Here is an 18,645-nt window from a genome sequence, read left to right as displayed (position 1 = left end):
GATGCAAAGCTGGCGCAATGCAGCATCTCCACTGGCCAGTCTGGCCCTGCCCAACACCTACCTGCACAATGACCTGAAGTTGATGGATCTTGCGAAGGTCAAAACCGGCATCACTGTCCCCGAGTTCGGGGTAAGTTAATGGCATGAGCCGTATACGTGGCCCGTATGTACGGTTCTGTGAGAGGGATGAGGCGGTAACGCCTCACCCTACTCGCTATTATGGGGCAGGGAAAGGCTTGAGCAGGACAATCAGCCGGGGCAGCAGGGTCAGGGCGCCGAGCAGCGCCATGAACATGGCGAAGCCGGTGAACAGGCCGAAGTAGATCGTGGGAATAAAGTTCGACAGCACCAGGATCGAGAACCCGGAGATGATGGTCAGCGAGGTAAAGAACATGGCCTGGCCGATGCTGCGATGGCAGCGGTGCATGGTGGCCAGGTAGTCACCGTCTTTGGCGAACTCGGTTTTGAACCGATGGATGTAATGAATGGTGTCATCCACGGCGATGCCAACGGTAATGGCGGCCACGGTAATGGTCATCATATCCAGCGGAATGCCGAGCCAACCCATCAGGCCCAGCACCGAGCCGGCGGCAATCAGGTTGGGTGCCATGCCGATCAAGGCCAGCTTTACCGAGCGGAACAACAGCAGGAACATGGCCAGGATGGCGCCAAACACGACCCCGATGGTTTTGATCTGCGAATCGAACAGGCTTTGCAGCATGTTGTTGTACATCACCGTCATGCCTGAAAGCAGGATACGGTCTTTGTCGTAACCCAGTTCGGTGGTCAGGTGGCTGCGGATTCTGTCCAGAAGCTCCTGCCGGCGCAGTTCCGGTAAGGTTTCCAGTATGCGGATGCTGAACCGGGCCTGGTCGTGCTCCTCGGAAATATAGGGGGTGAGCAGGATGTCCTGTAAGTCTTCTGGCACGGCAGCCGGTACAAACGCCAGCTGCAGGGCATCCAGCGGTTCACCGCCGTTTACCTGTGCCAGCAGGTCCAGCGTTGTGCTGATCGACAGCACCTTGCCGGTTTCCGGCAGGCTGTGCAGGTAGTCGTGTACCGCGCCCAGGTCCCGCATTTTCTGGTAGGTGTACCAGGTGTCCCGGTATTCCTCGTCGCCGCAATCGTCCAGGAACGGATCGCAGTCGCTGGCAAAGGGATCGTTGCCCGGGTTTTCGGGCGCTGGTTCATCGGTAATCACCACATCCAGCGGGGTCGTGCCGCCCAGCCGGTCGTCGATGGTGATCATGCCCTGGTGAATCTCGGTAGAGGATTTGAAGTAATCGATAAAGCTGTTTTCCACCGTCAGCCGGTTCAGGCCGATCACACACAGCACAGCGATGATTGCCGAGCCGACCAGGACGGTGCCGCCGAAATGCTCGGTAAAGCGGGCAAAGGCATCGGTGAAGGGCACCTTGTTTGACGTTACGCGGTTATCCAGCGGTGGTGGCAGCAGGCTGAGCAGGGCGGGGAAGACCAGGAAGGTGATCAGGAACGCCACGGTAAGGCCGAGGGTCATCATCCAGCCGAAGTCGATCACCGGGCGGATGCCGCTGAAGGTGAGTGAGCCGAAGGCCACGATGGTGGTCACCGCCATGTAAAAACAGGGTTTGACCATGGCCATGATGGTGCGGCGCACGACATCCCGGGGCGCGGCACCTGGTTCGTCGTGCTGGAATTCCCGGTAGCGCACAATCAGGTGGATGCTGAGCGACAGGGTCATGATCAGCAGCAGGGAAATAAAGTTGGAGGAAATCACCGTCACCGGCCACTGGGCCCAACCCAGAAAACCGATCATCAGCCACACGGTAAAGCCACAGCACAACAGTGGCACCAGTACCCATCGCCACTGGAGGAAAATAATCGCGAGGGTCAGTAACAGGAAGGCCAGTACGCCCAGGCCAAAGGTGGACAGGTCGCTTTCGATAAAGCGGATCATGTCGGCGACAATCATCGGTACGCCACCCAGGTGGATGCTGGCGTGTTCCCGGTAGTTGTCCAGAATGCTGCGCACCTGCTGAATGGTGGCATCCCGCTCGGCACCCAGCTGTTCGGTGTAGTCGATGAACTGCCGGCTGACCTGTTCCAGTTGCTGCTGGTCTTCGGCACTGGCATCGCCGCTGCTGACTTTGTCTCGCAGTTCGTTGCGGCGATTCAGCAGTTCAAAATAGCGCTCCGGTGTCGGCAGGTTCACCTGAATGGCGGTGGTACCGGCATCTTCGCTGAGCAGCAGGTTCGGGTACATGGGGTTGTCGAGCAGGGCCTGGCGGGCGGTTTGGGGCGCCACATCGTGGTCGTCCAGGGTTTTGATTTCACTGTCGACGGTATCGAGGGTCAGGTCCGGGCTGTGCAGCAGGGGTACGTTAAGAATGCTGTTGGTAGAGCCGACCGCCTCCAGGGCCTGGAGTTCGTCTCTCAGTGCTGCCAGCCGTTGCAGGCCGGTTTCACTGAACAGGTCTTCCCGGGGGGAATAGGTCACCACCAGGAAGTCGTCAGAGGTAGTGAATATCCGGTTTACCTGCCGGTACTCTTCCAGGGAACGGTCGTTTTCCAGGACCAGGGATTCGGCGGAGGCATCCAGCCGGAACTGATCAAAGCGCAGGGCTGCCAGGGCCAGGATGGCACCGAACAGGATCAGCACAATCCAGGGGTGGGGGAGGATAAAACGGTCGTACAGGGCGCCGAGGCGATTCATCGCTTACTACTCTGCTGAAAAAACGAGTGCAGAGTGTGCCACAAACCCGGGCCGACTGTGACCTCCGGCCCGGGAATCTGTGAACGGATCAGTCGACGGCTTTCACCGGGATCTGCATGGCGTTGGAGGCGGGCACTTCCGGCACGGCCAGCCCCAGGTTGTTCTTGTCGAACACCCGGTCAGCGCGATAGCTGGAGCGCACCATGGGGCCGGAGGGCACTTCCATAAAGCCCTTTTCGAGGCCGATTTCACGGTAGCGGTTGAACTCTTCCGGAGTCACATAGCGTTCCACCGGCAGGTGGTTCGGGGTGGGGCGCAGGTACTGGCCGATGGTGAGGATGTCTACGCCGATGGCGCGCAGGTCGTCCATGGTTTCCAGGATTTCTTCTTCGGTTTCACCCAGGCCGACCATCAGGCTGGTCTTGGTGAGCACGTCTGGCCGGTGTTTCTTGGCGTGGGCCAGGACGCTCAGGGTTTTCTCGTATCCGGCGCGGGGGTCGCGCACACGGCTGGTCAGGCGTTTGACGGTTTCCACGTTCTGGGCGAATACATCCAGGCCAGAATCCACGACTTTTTCCACATCGCTCATCACCGCATCAAAATCCGGAGTCAGGGCTTCAACGGCCACTTCCGGGGTGCGCTGTTTGATGGCAGATACGCAGGCGGCGTAGTGAGCGGCGCCGCCGTCGTCCAGGTCATCCCGGTCGACCGAGGTCAGCACGATGTAACGCAGCCCCATCAGCTCAACAGACTTGGCGGTGTTCTCCGGCTCTTCCGGGTCCAGCCAGCCTTTCGGGTTGCCGGTATCCACTGCGCAGAATTTGCAGGCGCGGGTGCACACAGAACCCATCACCATGATGGTGGCCGTGCCGTTGGTCCAGCATTCACCGATGTTGGGACAGTGGGATTCCTGGCACACGGTGCTCAGGCGATGTTCCGAGACATTGCGGCGCACGGCGTCATAGCGCTCGCCACCGGGCATGCGCGCCCGCAGCCATTTCGGCTTGCGCTCCAGGGGCTTGTCTTCCGTGTTTGAAGAGGAACGTTTTACGCCGTCCTTGATGGCGGAAAAGCCGTGTTCGTTACGGAATTTGGAACCACTGGTAATGCGGGACTTTGCGCTGTCGCTCATGGGGCCGGAAACTCTCGGGTCAACGTATGGAGAACCTTAAAGAGTAATCCTGCGGCAGGGCAGTTACAAGGCGGGTAGGGGGAATCACGGGGTAACCGGGCACGACATTGGTCGTACCCGGTTGATCAATATCAGGCCTGGGATTTGTCCAGGGCCTGGGTGATGTCGGCGATGATGTCGTCGGCGTCTTCAATACCGATAGACAGCCGCACCAGGTCTTCGCTCACACCGGCACTCTTCAGCTCGTCTGCGTTGAGCTGGCGGTGGGTAGTGGTGGCCGGGTGGCAAGCCAGGGACTTGGCATCGCCGATGTTCACCAGGCGCAGGATCAGATCCAGGGCGTCGATGAACTTCGCGCCGGCCTCGCGGCCACCCTTGATGCCGAAGCTCAGAATGCCGGAGGCCTTGCCGCCACAGATCTTGTCGCAGGTGGCTTTGTAGGGGCTGTTGGCCAGGCCGGCGTAGTTCACCCACTCAACGGCCGGGTGATCCTGCAGGAACTGGGCAACCTTCTGGGCGTTGTCGCAGTGGCGTTCCATGCGCAGAGCCAGTGTTTCCAGCCCCTGCATGATCAGGAACGAGTTGAACGGCGACAGGGCTGAGCCGGTGTTACGCAGCGGCACTACACGGCAGCGGCCGATAAAGGCAGCTGCGCCCAGGGCTTCGGTGTAAACCACGCCGTGGTAGGACGGGTCCGGCTGGTTCATCATCGGGAACTTGTCGGCGCTGGCTTTCCAGTCGAACTTGCCGGAATCCACTACGATACCCGCCACCGTGGTGCCGTGGCCGCCAATGTACTTGGTCAGGGAGTGGATCACGATGTCCGCGCCGTGTTCGAACGGACGGCACAGGAAGGGCGTCGCTACGGTGTTATCGACAATCAGCGGAATGCCGTGTTTGTGGGCAATTTCGGCCCACTTCTGGATATCCACCACGTTGCCGGCCGGGTTGCCGATAGATTCGCAGAACAGGGCGCGGGTCTGGTCGTCGATGGCGTTCTCGACTGCCTCGAAATCATCGTGGCGCACCATCTTGCACTCGATGCCCTGGTTCGGCAGCGAGTGGGCAAACAGGTTGTAGGTGCCGCCATAAAGTTGACTGGTACTGACAATGTTATTGCCGACCTTGCAGATGGTTTGCAGAGCATAGGTGATGGCGGCCATGCCCGAAGCCACCGCCAGGGCGCCAACGCCGCCTTCCAGCGCAGTCATTCGCTCTTCCAGCACATTGTTGGTCGGGTTCATGATGCGGGTGTAAATGTTGCCCTGAACTTTCAGATCAAACAGATCGGCACCGTGCTGGGTGTCATCAAAGGTGTAGGACGTGGTCTGGTAAATAGGAGTGGTAGCGGCCTTGGTGGTCGGGTCGCTCTTGAAGCCGGCGTGCAGCGCGAGAGTTGCTGGTTTCATCACAACATTCCTTGCGGGTGGATTGTTCATTATTGGTTTGAGAAACCGAGTATGCCACAGGCTATTGCGGTTCGGCACGGTACCAGCAGTTATAGCCTTATAAAGCAGATGGCGGTATCAGTTCAGGGCTCCGTACACCAGTGCCCGGAGGTCCTGGCGGATGGGGTAGGAGGAAGATGGCATCAGCTGGGTCATGAAAATCACCACCATGTCTTCCACAGGATCCACAAAGAAGCTGGTGCTGGCCAGTCCGCCCCAGCCGAATTCGCCTTCCGAGCCGATGGTGGCAGAACTGGCAACATCGGTTTTCACCGAAAAGCCCAGCCCGAACCCGCTGCCGGCATAGGGTGTTTCGCTGAAGCCGCCAATAGAAAGCCCCGGCAGGTCCTTGCCGCCAGGTAGGTGGTTCAGGCGCATGAATTCCAGGGTTTTGCGCCCGATGATGCGCTGGCCCTGATACGCTCCACCCTGGCAGAGGGCCTGGGCGAACCTGAAATAGTCATCAATGGTGGACACCAGTCCACCTCCGCCAGACAGGAACTTTGGCTCCTTCAGGTAGCGGGAGCGCTCCGGGTCGTCCTGCAGCTTCATGGTGTCGCCGGGTTGGTACAGGTAGCAGGCAGCGAAACGTTCCTGCTGGTCCTGCCGGACCTGAAAGCCGGTGTCGGCCATGCCCAGTGGTTCGAAAATGTGCTCACGGAAATACGCATCCAGTGGCTTGCCGGATAACAGCTCAACCAGGTAACCCAGTACATCGGTGGATACGGAATAGTTCCACGCGGTGCCCGGTGAGAACTCCAGTGGCAGTTCCGCAAGGCGATCCACCAGCTTGTCCAGAGTCAGGATCGAACTGCCATCCAGTTTCAGCTGGCGATAGGCGGCATCGACTTCTGTTCGCTCGGTGAAACCGTAGGTCAGCCCGGAGGTGTGAGTCATCAGGTCCCGGATGGTCATGGTGGTGGTTGCCGGTTCGGTTTCGAAATCCGGGTAGCGGCCACCCTTGTACACCTGAAGGTTTCGCCAGGAGGGAATGTACTTGTGTACCGGGTCGTTCAGCAGGAATTTGCCTTGCTCATACAGCTGCATCATGGCGATGGAGGTGATGGGCTTGGTCATGGAGTAGATGCGGAACACTGTATCCCGTTCCATGGGCAGGTTGCGTTCGACATCTCTCAGGCCCTGGGCTTCACACCAGAGAACCTTGCCATGCCGGGCCACCAGTGTGACCGCCCCCGGGATTTTGCCGGGTTGAGTGTAGTTCTGGTCAAAGTGACGGGTAATACGCTTCAGGCGATCCAGTGAAACGCCGGAGGTGATTGATTCCTGCATGGCAACGGGCAGCCTCTTGTTCGGTTTAACGGGTCTGGTTGGCAGATGCCGGGCCGGCATCGTTATCGGGAAACACGGTATCGTAGCACCAGGTAAACACAAAGGCGTAAACCAGGTAAAACACCACAAAGGCGATATCCACGACCAGCGCCTCCAGCAGGCCGATATCGAGCCACCAGGCGATCACCGGGAGGAGCGCCAGCATCAGCCCGAACTCGAAACTGATGGCATGCAGGAATCGCAGCTTGAGGGTTTTCCGGGTAGTGCCGGTGAACCGCTTCAGACCGTGATCAAACATCAGGTTGAAGATATAGTTCCACAGGGTGGCCATGGTGGCGCCGATGGCGGCAAGTACACCGGTTTCCCCAAGGTCCAGGCCAAAGACAAAGGCGGCCAGGGGAGTTGATATGAGCAGGCCGATCACTTCAAAGGAAATGGCCTGGCGGATTCGGTCTTTTGTGGTTCGCATGGTGTTGGGAGTAGCGTAGGCGGGTCGTCCCGCGTTCTGTTCCCGGGAAGGGTGGGGTCGTCCCCAGAACTGAAAAAGCCCGGCTCTTTCGAACCGGGCTTTCAGAATACTGGTAGCAAGGGGCGGAGTCGAACCGCCGACCCCAGCATTATGAGTGCTGTGCTCTAACCAACTGAGCTACCTTGCCATTTCGCTTCAGGGCATGCCCCAAACGAGGCGCGTATTTTCGGTATTTGAGCTCGGGGTGTCAAGGCCTTGAGCCCAAAATTCCGGAAAAATTACACGTTAAAGCGGAAGTGGATAACGTCGCCGTCTTTGACGATGTATTCCTTGCCTTCCAGGCGCCACTTGCCGGCATCCTTGGCGCCGGCTTCGCCGTTGTACTGTACGAAATCGTCATAGCCTATAACTTCGGCGCGGATGAAGCCCCGCTCGAAATCGGTGTGGATAACTGCGGCGGCCTGGGGAGCGGTGGCGCCGATTTTTACGGTCCAGGCGCGGACTTCCTTAACCCCAGCGGTGAAGTAGGTCTGCAGGCCCAGCAGGCCGTAGCCGGCGCGGATGACGCGATCCAGGCCCGGCTCTTCCATGCCCATTTCATCCAGGAACATGGATTTCTCTTCGTCTTCCAGTTCCGAGATTTCTGCTTCGAGCTTGTTACAGATAGGCACGACTACGGCATTTTCGGACTCGGCGATTTTGCGCACAGTGTCCAGGTGCGGGTTGTTCTCGAAGCCGTCTTCGTTCACGTTGGCGATGTACATGGTGGGCTTGATGGTAAGCAGGCACAGTTCACGGATCAGTGCCATCTGGTCTTTGTCCAGGCCCATGCCGCGAACGGGTTTGCCTTCGTTCAGCACCGGCAACAGCTTTTCAAACATCTCCAGCTGGGCCTTGGCTTCCTTGTCGCCGCTCTTGGCAACGCGCTGAACACGCTTGATGGCTTTTTCCACGGTGTCCAGGTCGGCCAGGGCCAGTTCGGTGTTGATCACTTCGATGTCCGAGGCCGGGTCTACCTTGTTGGCGACGTGAATCACGTTGCCGTCTTCAAAGCAGCGCACCACGTGGGCGATGGCGTCGGTCTGGCGGATGTTGGCCAGGAACTGGTTGCCCAGGCCTTCACCCTTGGATGCACCGGCAACCAGGCCGGCGATGTCCACGAATTCCATGGTGGTGGGAACCACGCGCTCAGGCTTTACAATTTCCGCCAGCTTGGTCAGGCGGGGGTCCGGCATGGCCACCACGCCGGCGTTCGGCTCGATGGTGCAGAAGGGGAAGTTTTCCGCGCCGATGCCGGCTTTGGTCAGTGCGTTGAACAGGGTGGATTTGCCGACGTTGGGAAGGCCGACGATGCCGCAGTTAAATCCCATGGAATGCCTCTGCTGGAACTGAAAAGTTTGGGCGGATTATACCGGTGTATCGGTAAGGGTGCGAGTAAGGGGTTGTGCCCCTGCTCAGGGAGCCGGTTTGAAGCTGTGCAGGCGGTTCATGGCCGCGGCCAGTTTTCCGCTGGCAGCATCGGGCAGTACCCGCATCACTTCGTCGAAGACGGCATGGAGCTGCTCGGTTTCTTGCTTGCCCAGGCGGCCCAGTACGTAACCGGTTACCTTGCGGCTGTCGCCGGGGTGGCCGATGCCAAGGCGTAAACGCTGGAAGTCGTTGGTACCCAGGTGGGCAATGGTGTCCCGAAGACCGTTGTGGCCGCCGTGACCGCCGCCTTTCTTGAGCTTGGCCGTGCCGGGAGGCAGGTCGAGTTCATCGTGGGCGACAAGAATCTGTTCGGGGGGGATCTTGAAAAAGTCCGCCAGGGCTTTGATTGCGGTGCCGCTGCGGTTCATAAAGGTGCTGGGGTTCAGCAAGTGCAGGTCGAGGCCCTGCCACTGAATGCGGGCATACAGCCCGTGGTACTTCTTTTCGGGGCGCAGCGTCTGGCCCGCATCGCGGGCCAGCGCTTCGACGAACAGGGCGCCGGCGTTGTGGCGGGTATTCTCGTAGTCGGCACCGGGGTTCCCCAGTCCAACCACCATGACAATATCCTGTGCCATTCGCCTTTGCCCCCGGAGTGATTACTCCTCGCCGCCTTCCTCGCCTTCGGCTTCCTCGGCGTCGTCCGCCTTGGCACCCTTCGGCTTGTGGATAGAGGCAACCGGCTGGTCGTGGTCTTCGCCCTGCAGCAGGGCAGCAACCTGAACGCCCTTCGGCAGTTTCAGATCGCTCAGGTGAACAACCTGGTCCATCTCTACTTCGTTCAGGTCTACTTCGATGAACTCGGGCAGGTTCTGCGGCAGACAGATAACTTCAACTTCAGTCATGGTGTGGGAAACAACACCACCCTGCAGTTTCACGGCCGGAGCAACATCTTCGTTGATGAAGTGCAGCGGTACGTTAACGTGGATCTCGTGATCCTTGTCAACGCGCAGGAAGTCGGCGTGGGTCAGCAGCAGCTTGTACGGGTGACGCTGCAGATCCTTCAGGATCACGCTTTCTTTCTTGCCCTGAATGTCGATAGTCAGGATGTGAGAGAAGAAGGCTTCGTTTTCGAGGGCCTTTTTCAGCTCGTTGTGCCAGATGGCTACCGGAGTTGCGTCTTTGCCGCCACCGTAGATGATGGCCGGGATTTTACGCTCTTCGCGACGCAGGCGGCGGCTCGCACCTCTCCCCTGATCGTCACGAGGAAATGCTTCAATTACGAATTCCTGGGACATGGTATGTACCTCGTTATTCATCTGAACGGCCCGCGACCAGGCTTGGAACAGATGGGTTCTCTGAAAGGCCAGTTATCTGGCCTACTAAAAGAGTCGGGAGCCCAGCTGGACTCCCGACCCGAAAACTGCCTTTAAGTCTGAGTGTTACGGAGCTTTGCCGGCTCAGACGTTCTCGAACATGGCACTGATGGACTCTTCGTTGCTCACACGACGAATGGATTCGGCGAGCAGCCCAGCCATGCTGAGGGGGCGGATTCTATCACAATTTTTTGCTTTGTCACCCAGCGGGATGGTGTCACAGACCACCAGTTCGTCCAGCTCCGAGTTGCTGATGTTCTCGATAGCCGGGCCGGAAAGTACCGGGTGGGTAATGTAGGCAACCACGCGGGAAGCGCCGTGCTCTTTCAGGGCATTGGCGGCTTTGCACAGGGTGCCGGCAGTATCGACAATGTCGTCTACCAGGATGCAGGTCTTGTCTCGTACATCACCGATGATGTGCATCACCTGGGATACGTTGGCCTTGGGGCGACGCTTGTCGATGATGGCCAGGTCGGCATCATCCAGACGCTTGGCTACGGCGCGGGCGCGGACAACGCCGCCGACGTCCGGAGAGACAACCACAAAGTTTTCGAAACGCTGCTTCTCGATGTCTTCGAGCAGAACCGGCGTGGCATAGATATTGTCTACCGGGATGTCGAAGAAGCCCTGAATCTGGTCTGCGTGCAGGTCTACAGTCAGTACACGATCCACGCCGATGCTGGAAATCATGTCGGCTACTACCTTGGCGCTGATGGCAACCCGGGTAGAGCGAACGCGACGGTCCTGACGGGCGTATCCGTAATAGGGGATAACGGCGGTGATCCGTGTGGCGGAAGCGCGGCGCAGGGCGTCGGCCATCACGATCAGTTCCATCAGGTTGTCGTTGGTCGGGTAGCAGGTGGGCTGGATGATAAAGACATCGTGGCCGCGCACATTTTCGTTGATCTCAACGGTGGTTTCACCATCGCTGAAACGACCAACAGTGGCCTGACCCATGGGAATATGAAGTTTCTTGGCAATATCCTGAGCGAGTTCAGGATTGGCGTTGCCGGCGAAGATCATCAATTTGGACACGACAGTATCCTTCTCAGTATCGGCGTTTGATTCAGAAGAAGCGGGAGAAAGGTGGCTGGGGTGGCAGGATTCGAACCTGCGCATGACGGGATCAAAACCCGTTGCCTTACCACTTGGCGACACCCCAATATCATCGTGCTTTCTTGGCATCATTTCAGCTCTGTTAGCTTTTGGTGTAGAGGCGAAATGTTCACCCCTTTAGCTACGAACCCCGTGATGCCGGAGGGTTTGCTTTCCCAGATAATCCGGGCTGCGGATTCTGTAGGGAAACGTCCAAAAATGCAAGCCCCGGTTCCGGTTAATCTTGCAGGTCCGAATTGTGAAAGCCATTCCAGGCTCTGGTTAACCTCCGGATACAGTTTGCGAACTACATCCTCACAGTCGTTTCGGTACCTCGAGGCGTCTCCCTCAAAAGCGGGGCGTATTTTGATTTTTGGTGTGTCCCTTGTCAACCCTTGTTCTGAAAAAATCTTTCCGGTGTTTATTTCGCACTCAGGTTTCAGGACAACAAACCAGTCTTCCGGCGGGTTTACGGGGGTCAGTTTTTCGCCGACACCCTCTCCAAAGGCGGCGTGGCCGCGCACAAATACCGGTACGTCGGCGCCCAGGCCAAGGCCGATTTCTGCCAGCTGGTCTTCATTCAGGTGCAGCTGCCACAGGTGGTTCATGGCCAGTAGGGTGGTTGCGGCATTGGAGCTGCCGCCACCCAGACCGCCGCCCATGGGCAGGCGTTTGTGCAGGTGAATGGTTACGCCGGGCAGGGGGGCTTTGCTGAGTTCTGCCAGTGCCAGGGCAGCCCGCACCACCAGGTTGTCGCTGTCGGGCACGCCGGGAATCGGGTCAGCCAGGCGTACACCGGGTTCATCCCGGGTCAGGGTAAAGCTGAGCTCGTCCCCGTAGTCGAGAAACTGGAACAGGGTCTGCAGCTCGTGATAGCCGTCAGGCCGGCGGCCGACAATGTGCAGGAACAGGTTGAGCTTGGCGGGCGAGGGCAGGGTCAGGTCGGCCACAGGTTTAGTCCTCCCGGCGCCAGTCGGCAATCACCACGCGAACCCGCTTGTCTTCTTTCAGGGCGGTGATACGGGCCGGCAGCGAAGGCAGGTCTTCGATAAAGCCGTGCCAGCGGTCGTAGCGTATTTCCCAGCCGTCCTGCCTGATGATGGCCAGCTGGCTGTGTTCGTCGAACAGCAGGCGGAAGTCGCCATCCGGTGACGGCAGCCCGCGAATCCACCAGCTCAGGCTGTCGATGGGCAGTTGCCAGCCGGTCGCGGCATTCACCAGGGTTTCCGGGTCGGAAGACTGGTAAACGTCGCCGTTGGCCAGGGTGAGCTCGATAAAGCCCGGAACGCCCTGAAGCCGGGTTGTGCCCATGCCCAGAAATGATGACGACAGGGACAGATCGTATTGCTCGCCATTCTGGAGCCAGCGATTGATCACGGCGGTGCCGCTGTCGGAGGGCTGCTTGACGGCAAGCTTGCCGGACAGTTGCCAATGGTCAAAGCGGCCCAGGTTCCGGCTGCGTTCTGTCCAGTCTGCCGGTGGCTGGTCTGTCATGCCGTCCGGCAGCGGTTCCAGCGCAATGGTGGTGCAGCCGCTGAAGGCCAGTGCGGCAAACAGTATCAGGGGTAGCCTGGCTGTCATTGGTTGCCCCCGTTCCGGGTCAGGCGCTCGATGGTTTCGTTCAGGATGTCATGGTTCGGGTCTTCGTCCAGGGCTTGGTCCCAAACCACGCGGGCCTGCTCTTCGTTACCGGTTACCCAAAGCACTTCGCCATAGTGAGCGGCTACTTCAGGGTCCGGGTAGGTGGCCCAGGCCCGGGACAGGTATTCCAGTGCGCCTTGGTTGTCTCCCTGCCGGAACAGGACCCAGCCCATGCTGTCGAGAATGGCCGGATTTTCAGGGTCCAGGCTCAGGGCTTTCTCGATGTGTGCGCGCGCCTCGTCCAGCTGATCGGTACGCACGGTCAGGATATAGCCCAGGGCATTCAGGGCGACGGCGTTCTCCGGCTGGGCTTCAATGATGGCGCGCAGGTCGGTGATGGCCGGGTCTGTATCGCCCATGGAGTCCTGCAGCATGGCGCGGGCATAGCGGATTTCGATGTTTTCCGGATAGCTCTCAAGGGCCAGGTTGGCGGCCTCCAGGGCCTGCTGTTCCCGTTCCTGGTCCAGCAGGAGATTGACTTCCAGCAACCAGAAGCGTTCGGCCTGGTCCGGGTTGGTGTCCCGGAGTTGCCGGATATTCGCCAGGGCGTTGTCCAGCTCGCCCAGTTCGGCCTGCAACTGGCTGGCGCGGGCCAGGGCCGGGAAGAAATAATTGCCCTGTTCCACGCTCTGGTAATAGCCGATGGCCTGAATGGTGTTTTCGGCCTGCTCTTCTACCTGGCCCAGGTAGTAATTGGCTTCGTCGGTGTGGTGGCCTTGTTCGGTCAGGCGGGTGAGCTCTTCCCTGGCCAGGTCCGGTTGCTGGTTTTCAAGGGCCACCAGGGCGTGGGACAGCCGCAGCCCCGGGGTGTCCGGATAGCGTTTTACCAGCCGGGCGAATTCGTCCTGGGCGGCCTGCAGCTCGCCTTCGTTGATCAGCATGCGGCCGTACAGGGTGCCCATCTGCCGGTTGGCAGGGAAACGCCGGGTGGCGGCGGTCATGTGATTCAGGGCGTCGCGGTTCTGCCCGGTCTGATACAGCAAGTCACCTTTCAAAATGATGGCCGGCTGGAAGTCCGGTTCCCGGTTGAGCAGGGTGTTCAACTGTTCCAGTGCGGTCTCTGGCTGGCCGGTGATTTTCTGGAGCAGGGCAATGCTGTATTCCAGTTCGGGGGTTTCCGGGTGCCGTTCGGCCAGGTTCTGGTACAGTCCCAGCAGTTCCTGTTGCTGTGCCGGTGGCAGTCGGGCGGCCATGGCGGCCAGGCTGTCGAAGTCGGCATCTTCACCCTGGTCCATAATCTGCTCCATATGGAACAGGGCGGTTTCCAGGTTCTGGCGCTTTACTGCCTGAATGGCCGCTACCCGGTGTGCCTGCAGGTTGTCCGGGTCAATACCCAGCCAGAGGGTGGCCAGCTGCTGCTGGGCGTTATCTGCATTGAGGGTCTGGGCAATCCGCATGGCCCGGTCGATCACTGCGGGGTCTTCCGAGGTCTTGGCCGCCTGCAGGTAATTCACCAGGGTTACGTCATAGCGGCCACGCTGTGCGGCAATTTCTGCGGTAAGCAGCTGGTACAGCACTTCCGGTTCAAAGTCGGCGTACCGGATTTCTTCCGTTTCAGCCTGCTCGGCCTGAACCGGAGGTGCCGGTTCCTCGGCGGTTCCGGAAAAACTGGCGCAGCCCGGCAGGACAGCTACGGTAAAACCCAGCAGGCAGGTAACCAGGTACGGTGCGGATTTGTGCATGCAATTTCCTGTGTGTTTCAGGCGATTTTTCAGGAAAGACCCTCTTTTCGCCCCGTTAATTGAGGCAAATCGGATTGCGGTCGTGGCCGAAACCCTATAATGGCATAAGCGTCTTATCTTGCCCAACCTGTCCGCAGTTCCCGAAGCACCGGTGTTTTCGGGTGGCAGGCGGGGCCTTGCGCCGGTAGAATGCTGTTTGAATATCCACGACTGGAACAGGGTTATCTGACCATAAAATGGCGTTGCTGACACTGGGAATCAATCACCGAACCGCACCCGTAGAAATTCGCGAGCGTGTAGCGTTCACTCCGGAGCGGATGGCGGAAGCCTTTTCCGAACTGCGTGCTGCCTCCGGTGCCGGTGAGGCTGCCATTCTGTCTACCTGTAACCGTACCGAGCTGTACCTGGCCGGTGACGACGACTGCGCGCCTACCGTGCTGCGCTGGCTGGCGGGCTTCCACGACCTGGACGTAGCAGACCTGGAGAACGTGCTTTACCTGCACCGGGATTCCGATGCCGTTCGCCATATGATGCGCGTTGCCTCCGGCCTGGATTCCATGGTGCTGGGCGAGCCGCAGATATTCGGCCAGCTGAAAGATGCCTATTCCCTGGCCCGGGAACACGGTGCCACCGGTTCCTTCCTGACCCGGTTGTTCGAACACACCTTCTCGGTTGCCAAGCGGGTGCGAACCCAGACTGCCATCGGCGAAAACCCGGTATCTGTGGCCTATGCCTCGGTCAGCATGGCGCACCATATCTTTGCGGACATGTCCCGCAACAAGGCCTTGCTGATTGGTGCCGGTAAAACCATCGAGCTGGTTGCGCAACACCTTGCAGAAGCCGGTGTGCGCCAGTTCCTGATTGCCAACCGTACCCTCGAGCGAGCCCAGTCCCTGGCCGAGGCTCACGGCGGCAAGGGCATTCTGCTGTCCGAGATTCCGGATCACCTGGCGGATGTCGACATTGTTATTTCCTCCACCGCCAGCCCGCTGCCCATTCTGGGCAAGGGTGCCGTTGAGCGGGCGCTGAAAAAGCGCAAACACCGCCCGTATTTCATGGTGGATATCGCTGTACCGAGGGATATCGAACCGGAAGTTGCCTCGCTGGCAGACGTTTACCTGTATACCGTTGATGACCTCAAGCAGGTAATCGAAGAAAACATCCGCTCCCGGGAAGGCGCAGCCCGTGAGGCCGAAAACCTGATCAGCAGTGGCGTCCAGGATTTCCTGGAGCAGCTGCGGGCCCTGGATGCGGTTTCTACCCTGAAAGTCTTCCGTCAGCGGGCTGAAGTGATGCGCGATGCGGAAACCGAAAAAGCCCTGCGCGCCCTGCGCAACGGCGCAGACCCCGAGACAGTGCTGCGAAGCATGGCCCGGGGCCTGACCAACAAACTGCTGCACCAACCTTCCATCCAGGTTCGCAAGGCCATGGCCGAGGGCCGGACGGAAGTCACGGAATGTCTGAGGGAGCTCTACCAGCTGGATACGCTGGATGCGGACGAGCCTATCACCACGGAAAAACTATGAAGCCATCCATCCAGTCCCGCCTCGAACGTTTGGTAGAGCGGTTCGAGGAGGTGAGCGCACTGCTGAGCGATGCCTCCGTTATCTCCAACCAGGACAAGTTCCGGGAGTTATCCCGGGAGTTTGCCGAAATCGAGCCGGTGGTAAAGTGCTTCCAGTCCTGGCAACAGTCCCTCGACGACATCAGTGAAGCGAAAGAACTGTTGAAAGATGGCGATGCCGACATGCGCGCCATGGCTGAAGAAGAGCTGGACGGCGCCGAAGCCCGCAGTGAAGAGCTGGATGAAGAACTGCAGCGCCTGATGCTGCCGAAAGACCCCAACGACACCAAGAACGTGTTCCTGGAAGTGCGGGCCGGTACCGGTGGTGATGAAGCCGCCATCTTTGCTGGCGACCTGTTCCGCATGTATTCCCGCTACGCCGAGAAACGCCGCTGGCAGGTAGAAGTGCTGAGCGAAAACGAAGGCGAACACGGCGGCTATAAAGAAGTGATTGCCCGGTTGTCCGGCGACGGCGTATACGGTGCCTTGAAATTCGAGTCCGGCGCGCACCGGGTACAGCGGGTACCGGAAACCGAATCCCAGGGCCGTATTCACACCTCCGCCTGCACCGTAGCGGTGATCCCCGAGGCGGATGAAGCCGAAGCCATCGAAATCAACAAGGCCGACCTGCGGGTGGACACCTTCCGTTCCTCCGGCGCCGGTGGTCAGCACGTTAACAAGACCGACTCCGCCATTCGCATTACCCACCTGCCGACCGGTATTGTGGTGGAATGCCAGGAAGAGCGTTCCCAGCACAAAAACCGCGCAAAGGCCCTGAGCCTGCTGGCGTCGCGCCTGAAGAATGCCGAGCTGGAAAAGCAGCAGAAAAGCATGGCGGAAACCCGTAAAAGCCTGGTGGGCAGCGGCGACCGCTCCGAGCGCATCCGCACCTACAACTTCCCCCAGGGCCGGGTAACGGACCATCGCATCAACCTGACCCTGTACAAGCTCGACGAAGTGATTGCCGGCGACCTGGATGCGGTGGTGGTGCCCCTGCAGCAGGAACACCAGGCCGAACTGCTGGCTGAACTGGCCCATGAGCAGTGAGCCCTCGCTGACCTGCGAAGCCCTTCTGAAGAGCGCCGTTGAGCAGATTGGCGGCGACTCGCCCCGGCTGGATGCCGAACTACTGCTGAGCCACGTAACCGGCCTGGGCCGAACCAGCTTCCGGGCTTGGCCCGAGCGGGAAGTGCCAGCGGAACAGGCTGAGGCATTTTTTAGGTTGGTTGCACAACGTGCCAAAGGCCAGCCGATTGCCTACCTGCTGGGCGAGCAGGAATTCTGGTCGTTACCCCTGAGAGTCAGCCCCTCCACCCTGATTCCCCGGCCCGATACCGAGTGTGTGGTAGAGGCCGCGTTGTCACTGGAACTACCCGCTAACGCCCGGGTACTCGACCTTGGCACCGGCACCGGAGCCATAGCCCTGGCCCTGGCCAGCGAACAGCCAGGCTGGCAAATCATGGCCAGCGACCGGGTTGAAGAGGCAGTAGCCCTTGCCCGGGAAAACAGCCAGCAACTGGGCTTGCCCATCACCGTGGTGCAGAGCCACTGGTTCGACCAGATACCGGCTGGAACCTTCGACCTTCTTATCTCCAACCCGCCCTACATCCCGGCCACCGACCGCCATTTAAAGGAAGGCGATGTGCGCTTCGAGCCCGAGTCTGCCCTGGTGGCCGGAGAAGATGGCCTGGACGACATCCGCCTGCTGGTCACCGAAGGCCTGGACTGGCTCAACCCGAACGGCTGGATGCTGCTGGAACATGGGTATGACCAGGGAGAAGCCGTACGGGATTTGTTTGCCAAAGCCGGATGGCGCAACATAGAAACCCGCAAAGACTACGGCGGCAACGATCGCATGACCCAGGCCCGCAAGCCCGCCCGCGACCAATAGCGAGAACAACCATGCTCAGCGACGAAGAACTGCTCCGCTACAGCCGACAAATCCTGATGCCCCGGTTCGACATCGCCGGCCAGCAAAAGCTCAAAGCCGCCCATGTACTGGTCATCGGCGCCGGCGGCCTGGGTTGCCCCGTGGCACTGTATCTGGGCGCGGCGGGTGTCGGTCACCTGACCCTGGTCGACGACGACCAGATCGAACTGGCGAACCTGCAGCGCCAGATCGCGTTTCAGCAAAGCTGGCTGGGCGATTCAAAGGCCGAGCGCCTGGCGGAGCGGGTTCGGGCCATCAACCCGGAGATTACCGTTAATGCGGTGAATCGCCGTGTGGATGGAGGTGATCTCAAACAGCTGGTTGCTGAATCCACGCTGGTGCTGGATTGCACCGATAACTTCAATACTCGTTTTGCACTGAACCGGGCATCTGTTTTATCCAAGGTGCCGTTGGTTTCCGGTGCTGCCATTCGTGGCGAAGGCCAACTCTCCGTTTACGATCCCCGCCAGCCGGAAAATCCCTGTTACCACTGCCTGTATCCCGAGCAAGGCAATGAAGACCTTACCTGTTCCGAAGCGGGTGTTATAGCGCCACTGGTAGGTATGATCGGCTCAGCCCAAGCTATGGAAGCCATCAAGGTGATCTCAGGTGTTGGCAAACCATTGGTAGGCCGATTGCTCATCCTGGATGCCTGGCAAATGGAATGGCGAGAAATGAAACTCGCCAAAGACCCAGACTGCCCGGTGTGCCGCTGACTTGGGCTGACTCCGGAGTGGGGCAGGGTTGGGTTCGCCTTTCCAAAAACCGCTCCTTACGGCACATATATGTAGACCTCTTGTTGCGCAAGCCTCCCAAGCTCTCGGTGGTGTAAAAAGTTAACTGGGTAAAACTGCGCACATATATCCGGCCTTTATGATGAGTCACTCCGGTGACTCTGGCCTCAATGAAAACCGCG

16 protein-coding genes and 2 tRNA genes are annotated in these 18,645 nt (G+C 59.4%); 4 read left to right on the top strand and 14 right to left on the bottom strand.

What is annotated here, in order from left to right:
* Positions 1-217: 217 nt before the first annotated feature.
* The 14 genes from AC13DJ_RS00650 to AC13DJ_RS00585 form a co-directional block, all read right to left on the bottom strand.
* On the bottom strand, positions 218-2,695 hold the full coding sequence (locus tag AC13DJ_RS00650; protein WP_474539812.1) for an efflux RND transporter permease subunit: 2,478 nt from the start codon (positions 2,693-2,695) through the stop codon (positions 218-220).
* 88 nt (positions 2,696-2,783) lie between these two features.
* Positions 2,784-3,827: a lipoyl synthase gene (lipA, locus tag AC13DJ_RS00645; RefSeq protein ID WP_199456223.1), complete on the bottom strand. Its 1,044-nt coding sequence runs from the start codon at positions 3,825-3,827 to the stop codon at positions 2,784-2,786.
* 131 nt (positions 3,828-3,958) lie between these two features.
* Entirely contained in the window at positions 3,959-5,236 is a 1,278-nt protein-coding gene (locus AC13DJ_RS00640; RefSeq protein ID WP_473801778.1) for an O-acetylhomoserine aminocarboxypropyltransferase/cysteine synthase family protein, read from the bottom strand.
* Between the two features lie 117 nt (positions 5,237-5,353).
* Positions 5,354-6,565 (bottom strand): serine hydrolase domain-containing protein, encoded by a 1,212-nt coding sequence (locus AC13DJ_RS00635; RefSeq protein ID WP_473801777.1) that lies wholly within the window; start codon positions 6,563-6,565, stop codon positions 5,354-5,356.
* A 25-nt stretch (positions 6,566-6,590) separates the two neighbouring features.
* Positions 6,591-7,034: a PACE efflux transporter gene (locus AC13DJ_RS00630; protein WP_473801776.1), complete on the bottom strand. Its 444-nt coding sequence runs from the start codon at positions 7,032-7,034 to the stop codon at positions 6,591-6,593.
* 110 nt (positions 7,035-7,144) lie between these two features.
* Positions 7,145-7,221, bottom strand: a tRNA-Met gene (locus AC13DJ_RS00625).
* A 91-nt stretch (positions 7,222-7,312) separates the two neighbouring features.
* Positions 7,313-8,404 (bottom strand): redox-regulated ATPase YchF, encoded by a 1,092-nt coding sequence (ychF, locus tag AC13DJ_RS00620; RefSeq protein ID WP_474539813.1) that lies wholly within the window; start codon positions 8,402-8,404, stop codon positions 7,313-7,315.
* An 84-nt stretch (positions 8,405-8,488) separates the two neighbouring features.
* A complete protein-coding gene (gene pth, locus AC13DJ_RS00615) occupies positions 8,489-9,079 on the bottom strand; it encodes an aminoacyl-tRNA hydrolase (protein ID WP_474539814.1) in 591 nt (196 codons plus the stop codon).
* Positions 9,080-9,100: 21 nt separating this feature from the next.
* Positions 9,101-9,739, bottom strand: coding sequence for a 50S ribosomal protein L25/general stress protein Ctc (locus AC13DJ_RS00610; protein ID WP_058340356.1), 639 nt, complete (start codon positions 9,737-9,739; stop codon positions 9,101-9,103).
* 162 nt (positions 9,740-9,901) lie between these two features.
* The gene (locus tag AC13DJ_RS00605) at positions 9,902-10,852 is read right to left on the bottom strand and encodes a ribose-phosphate diphosphokinase (RefSeq protein WP_058340355.1); all 951 of its coding nucleotides are present in this window, start codon (positions 10,850-10,852) and stop codon (positions 9,902-9,904) included.
* A gap of 52 nt (positions 10,853-10,904) precedes the next feature.
* Positions 10,905-10,979 (bottom strand) — tRNA-Gln (locus AC13DJ_RS00600).
* A gap of 22 nt (positions 10,980-11,001) precedes the next feature.
* The gene (gene ispE / locus AC13DJ_RS00595; protein ID WP_474539815.1) at positions 11,002-11,862 is read right to left on the bottom strand and encodes a 4-(cytidine 5'-diphospho)-2-C-methyl-D-erythritol kinase; all 861 of its coding nucleotides are present in this window, start codon (positions 11,860-11,862) and stop codon (positions 11,002-11,004) included.
* Positions 11,863-11,866: 4 nt separating this feature from the next.
* Entirely contained in the window at positions 11,867-12,493 is a 627-nt protein-coding gene (gene lolB, locus AC13DJ_RS00590; protein ID WP_473801707.1) for a lipoprotein insertase outer membrane protein LolB, read from the bottom strand.
* Complete coding sequence (locus AC13DJ_RS00585) at positions 12,490-14,235, bottom strand: tetratricopeptide repeat protein (protein WP_474539816.1); 1,746 nt, start codon at positions 14,233-14,235, stop codon at positions 12,490-12,492. Before AC13DJ_RS00585 ends, lolB begins: the two co-directional genes overlap by 4 nt.
* Before the next feature lie 236 nt (positions 14,236-14,471).
* Between AC13DJ_RS00585 and hemA the strand changes: the two genes are divergently transcribed.
* From hemA to AC13DJ_RS00565, 4 genes are read left to right on the top strand one after another with little or no spacing between them, the layout of a single operon-like run.
* Positions 14,472-15,761 (top strand): glutamyl-tRNA reductase, encoded by a 1,290-nt coding sequence (gene hemA / locus AC13DJ_RS00580; protein ID WP_199456237.1) that lies wholly within the window; start codon positions 14,472-14,474, stop codon positions 15,759-15,761.
* On the top strand, positions 15,758-16,846 hold the full coding sequence (gene prfA / locus AC13DJ_RS00575; protein WP_482932969.1) for a peptide chain release factor 1: 1,089 nt from the start codon (positions 15,758-15,760) through the stop codon (positions 16,844-16,846). Before hemA ends, prfA begins: the two co-directional genes overlap by 4 nt.
* Positions 16,836-17,690: a peptide chain release factor N(5)-glutamine methyltransferase gene (gene prmC, locus AC13DJ_RS00570; RefSeq protein WP_482932970.1), complete on the top strand. Its 855-nt coding sequence runs from the start codon at positions 16,836-16,838 to the stop codon at positions 17,688-17,690. The genes prfA and prmC overlap by 11 nt, the downstream gene beginning before the upstream one ends.
* A gap of 11 nt (positions 17,691-17,701) precedes the next feature.
* Positions 17,702-18,445: a HesA/MoeB/ThiF family protein gene (locus tag AC13DJ_RS00565; RefSeq protein ID WP_474539818.1), complete on the top strand. Its 744-nt coding sequence runs from the start codon at positions 17,702-17,704 to the stop codon at positions 18,443-18,445.
* Positions 18,446-18,645: the final 200 nt, after the last annotated feature.

This window comes from Marinobacter sp. L-46 (assembly GCF_056859535.1).
This window is presented reverse-complemented; position numbering and strand designations above follow the sequence as displayed.

Bases quoted from the DNA above. Each gene is read 5' to 3' on its own strand.
- lipA (WP_199456223.1), bottom strand. From the start codon at position 3,827: ATGAGCGACAGCGCAAAGTCCCGCATTACCAGTGGTTCCAAATTCCGT.
- AC13DJ_RS00565 (WP_474539818.1), top strand. From the start codon at position 17,702: ATGCTCAGCGACGAAGAACTGCTCCGCTACAGCCGACAAATCCTGATG.
- hemA (WP_199456237.1), top strand. From the start codon at position 14,472: ATGGCGTTGCTGACACTGGGAATCAATCACCGAACCGCACCCGTAGAA.
- AC13DJ_RS00650 (WP_474539812.1), bottom strand. From the start codon at position 2,695: ATGAATCGCCTCGGCGCCCTGTACGACCGTTTTATCCTCCCCCACCCC.
- AC13DJ_RS00610 (WP_058340356.1), bottom strand. From the start codon at position 9,739: ATGTCCCAGGAATTCGTAATTGAAGCATTTCCTCGTGACGATCAGGGG.
- AC13DJ_RS00630 (WP_473801776.1), bottom strand. From the start codon at position 7,034: ATGCGAACCACAAAAGACCGAATCCGCCAGGCCATTTCCTTTGAAGTG.
- AC13DJ_RS00635 (WP_473801777.1), bottom strand. From the start codon at position 6,565: ATGCAGGAATCAATCACCTCCGGCGTTTCACTGGATCGCCTGAAGCGT.
- pth (WP_474539814.1), bottom strand. From the start codon at position 9,079: ATGGCACAGGATATTGTCATGGTGGTTGGACTGGGGAACCCCGGTGCC.
- prfA (WP_482932969.1), top strand. From the start codon at position 15,758: ATGAAGCCATCCATCCAGTCCCGCCTCGAACGTTTGGTAGAGCGGTTC.
- ychF (WP_474539813.1), bottom strand. From the start codon at position 8,404: ATGGGATTTAACTGCGGCATCGTCGGCCTTCCCAACGTCGGCAAATCC.
- prmC (WP_482932970.1), top strand. From the start codon at position 16,836: ATGAGCAGTGAGCCCTCGCTGACCTGCGAAGCCCTTCTGAAGAGCGCC.
- AC13DJ_RS00640 (WP_473801778.1), bottom strand. From the start codon at position 5,236: ATGAAACCAGCAACTCTCGCGCTGCACGCCGGCTTCAAGAGCGACCCG.
- AC13DJ_RS00585 (WP_474539816.1), bottom strand. From the start codon at position 14,235: ATGCACAAATCCGCACCGTACCTGGTTACCTGCCTGCTGGGTTTTACC.
- lolB (WP_473801707.1), bottom strand. From the start codon at position 12,493: ATGACAGCCAGGCTACCCCTGATACTGTTTGCCGCACTGGCCTTCAGC.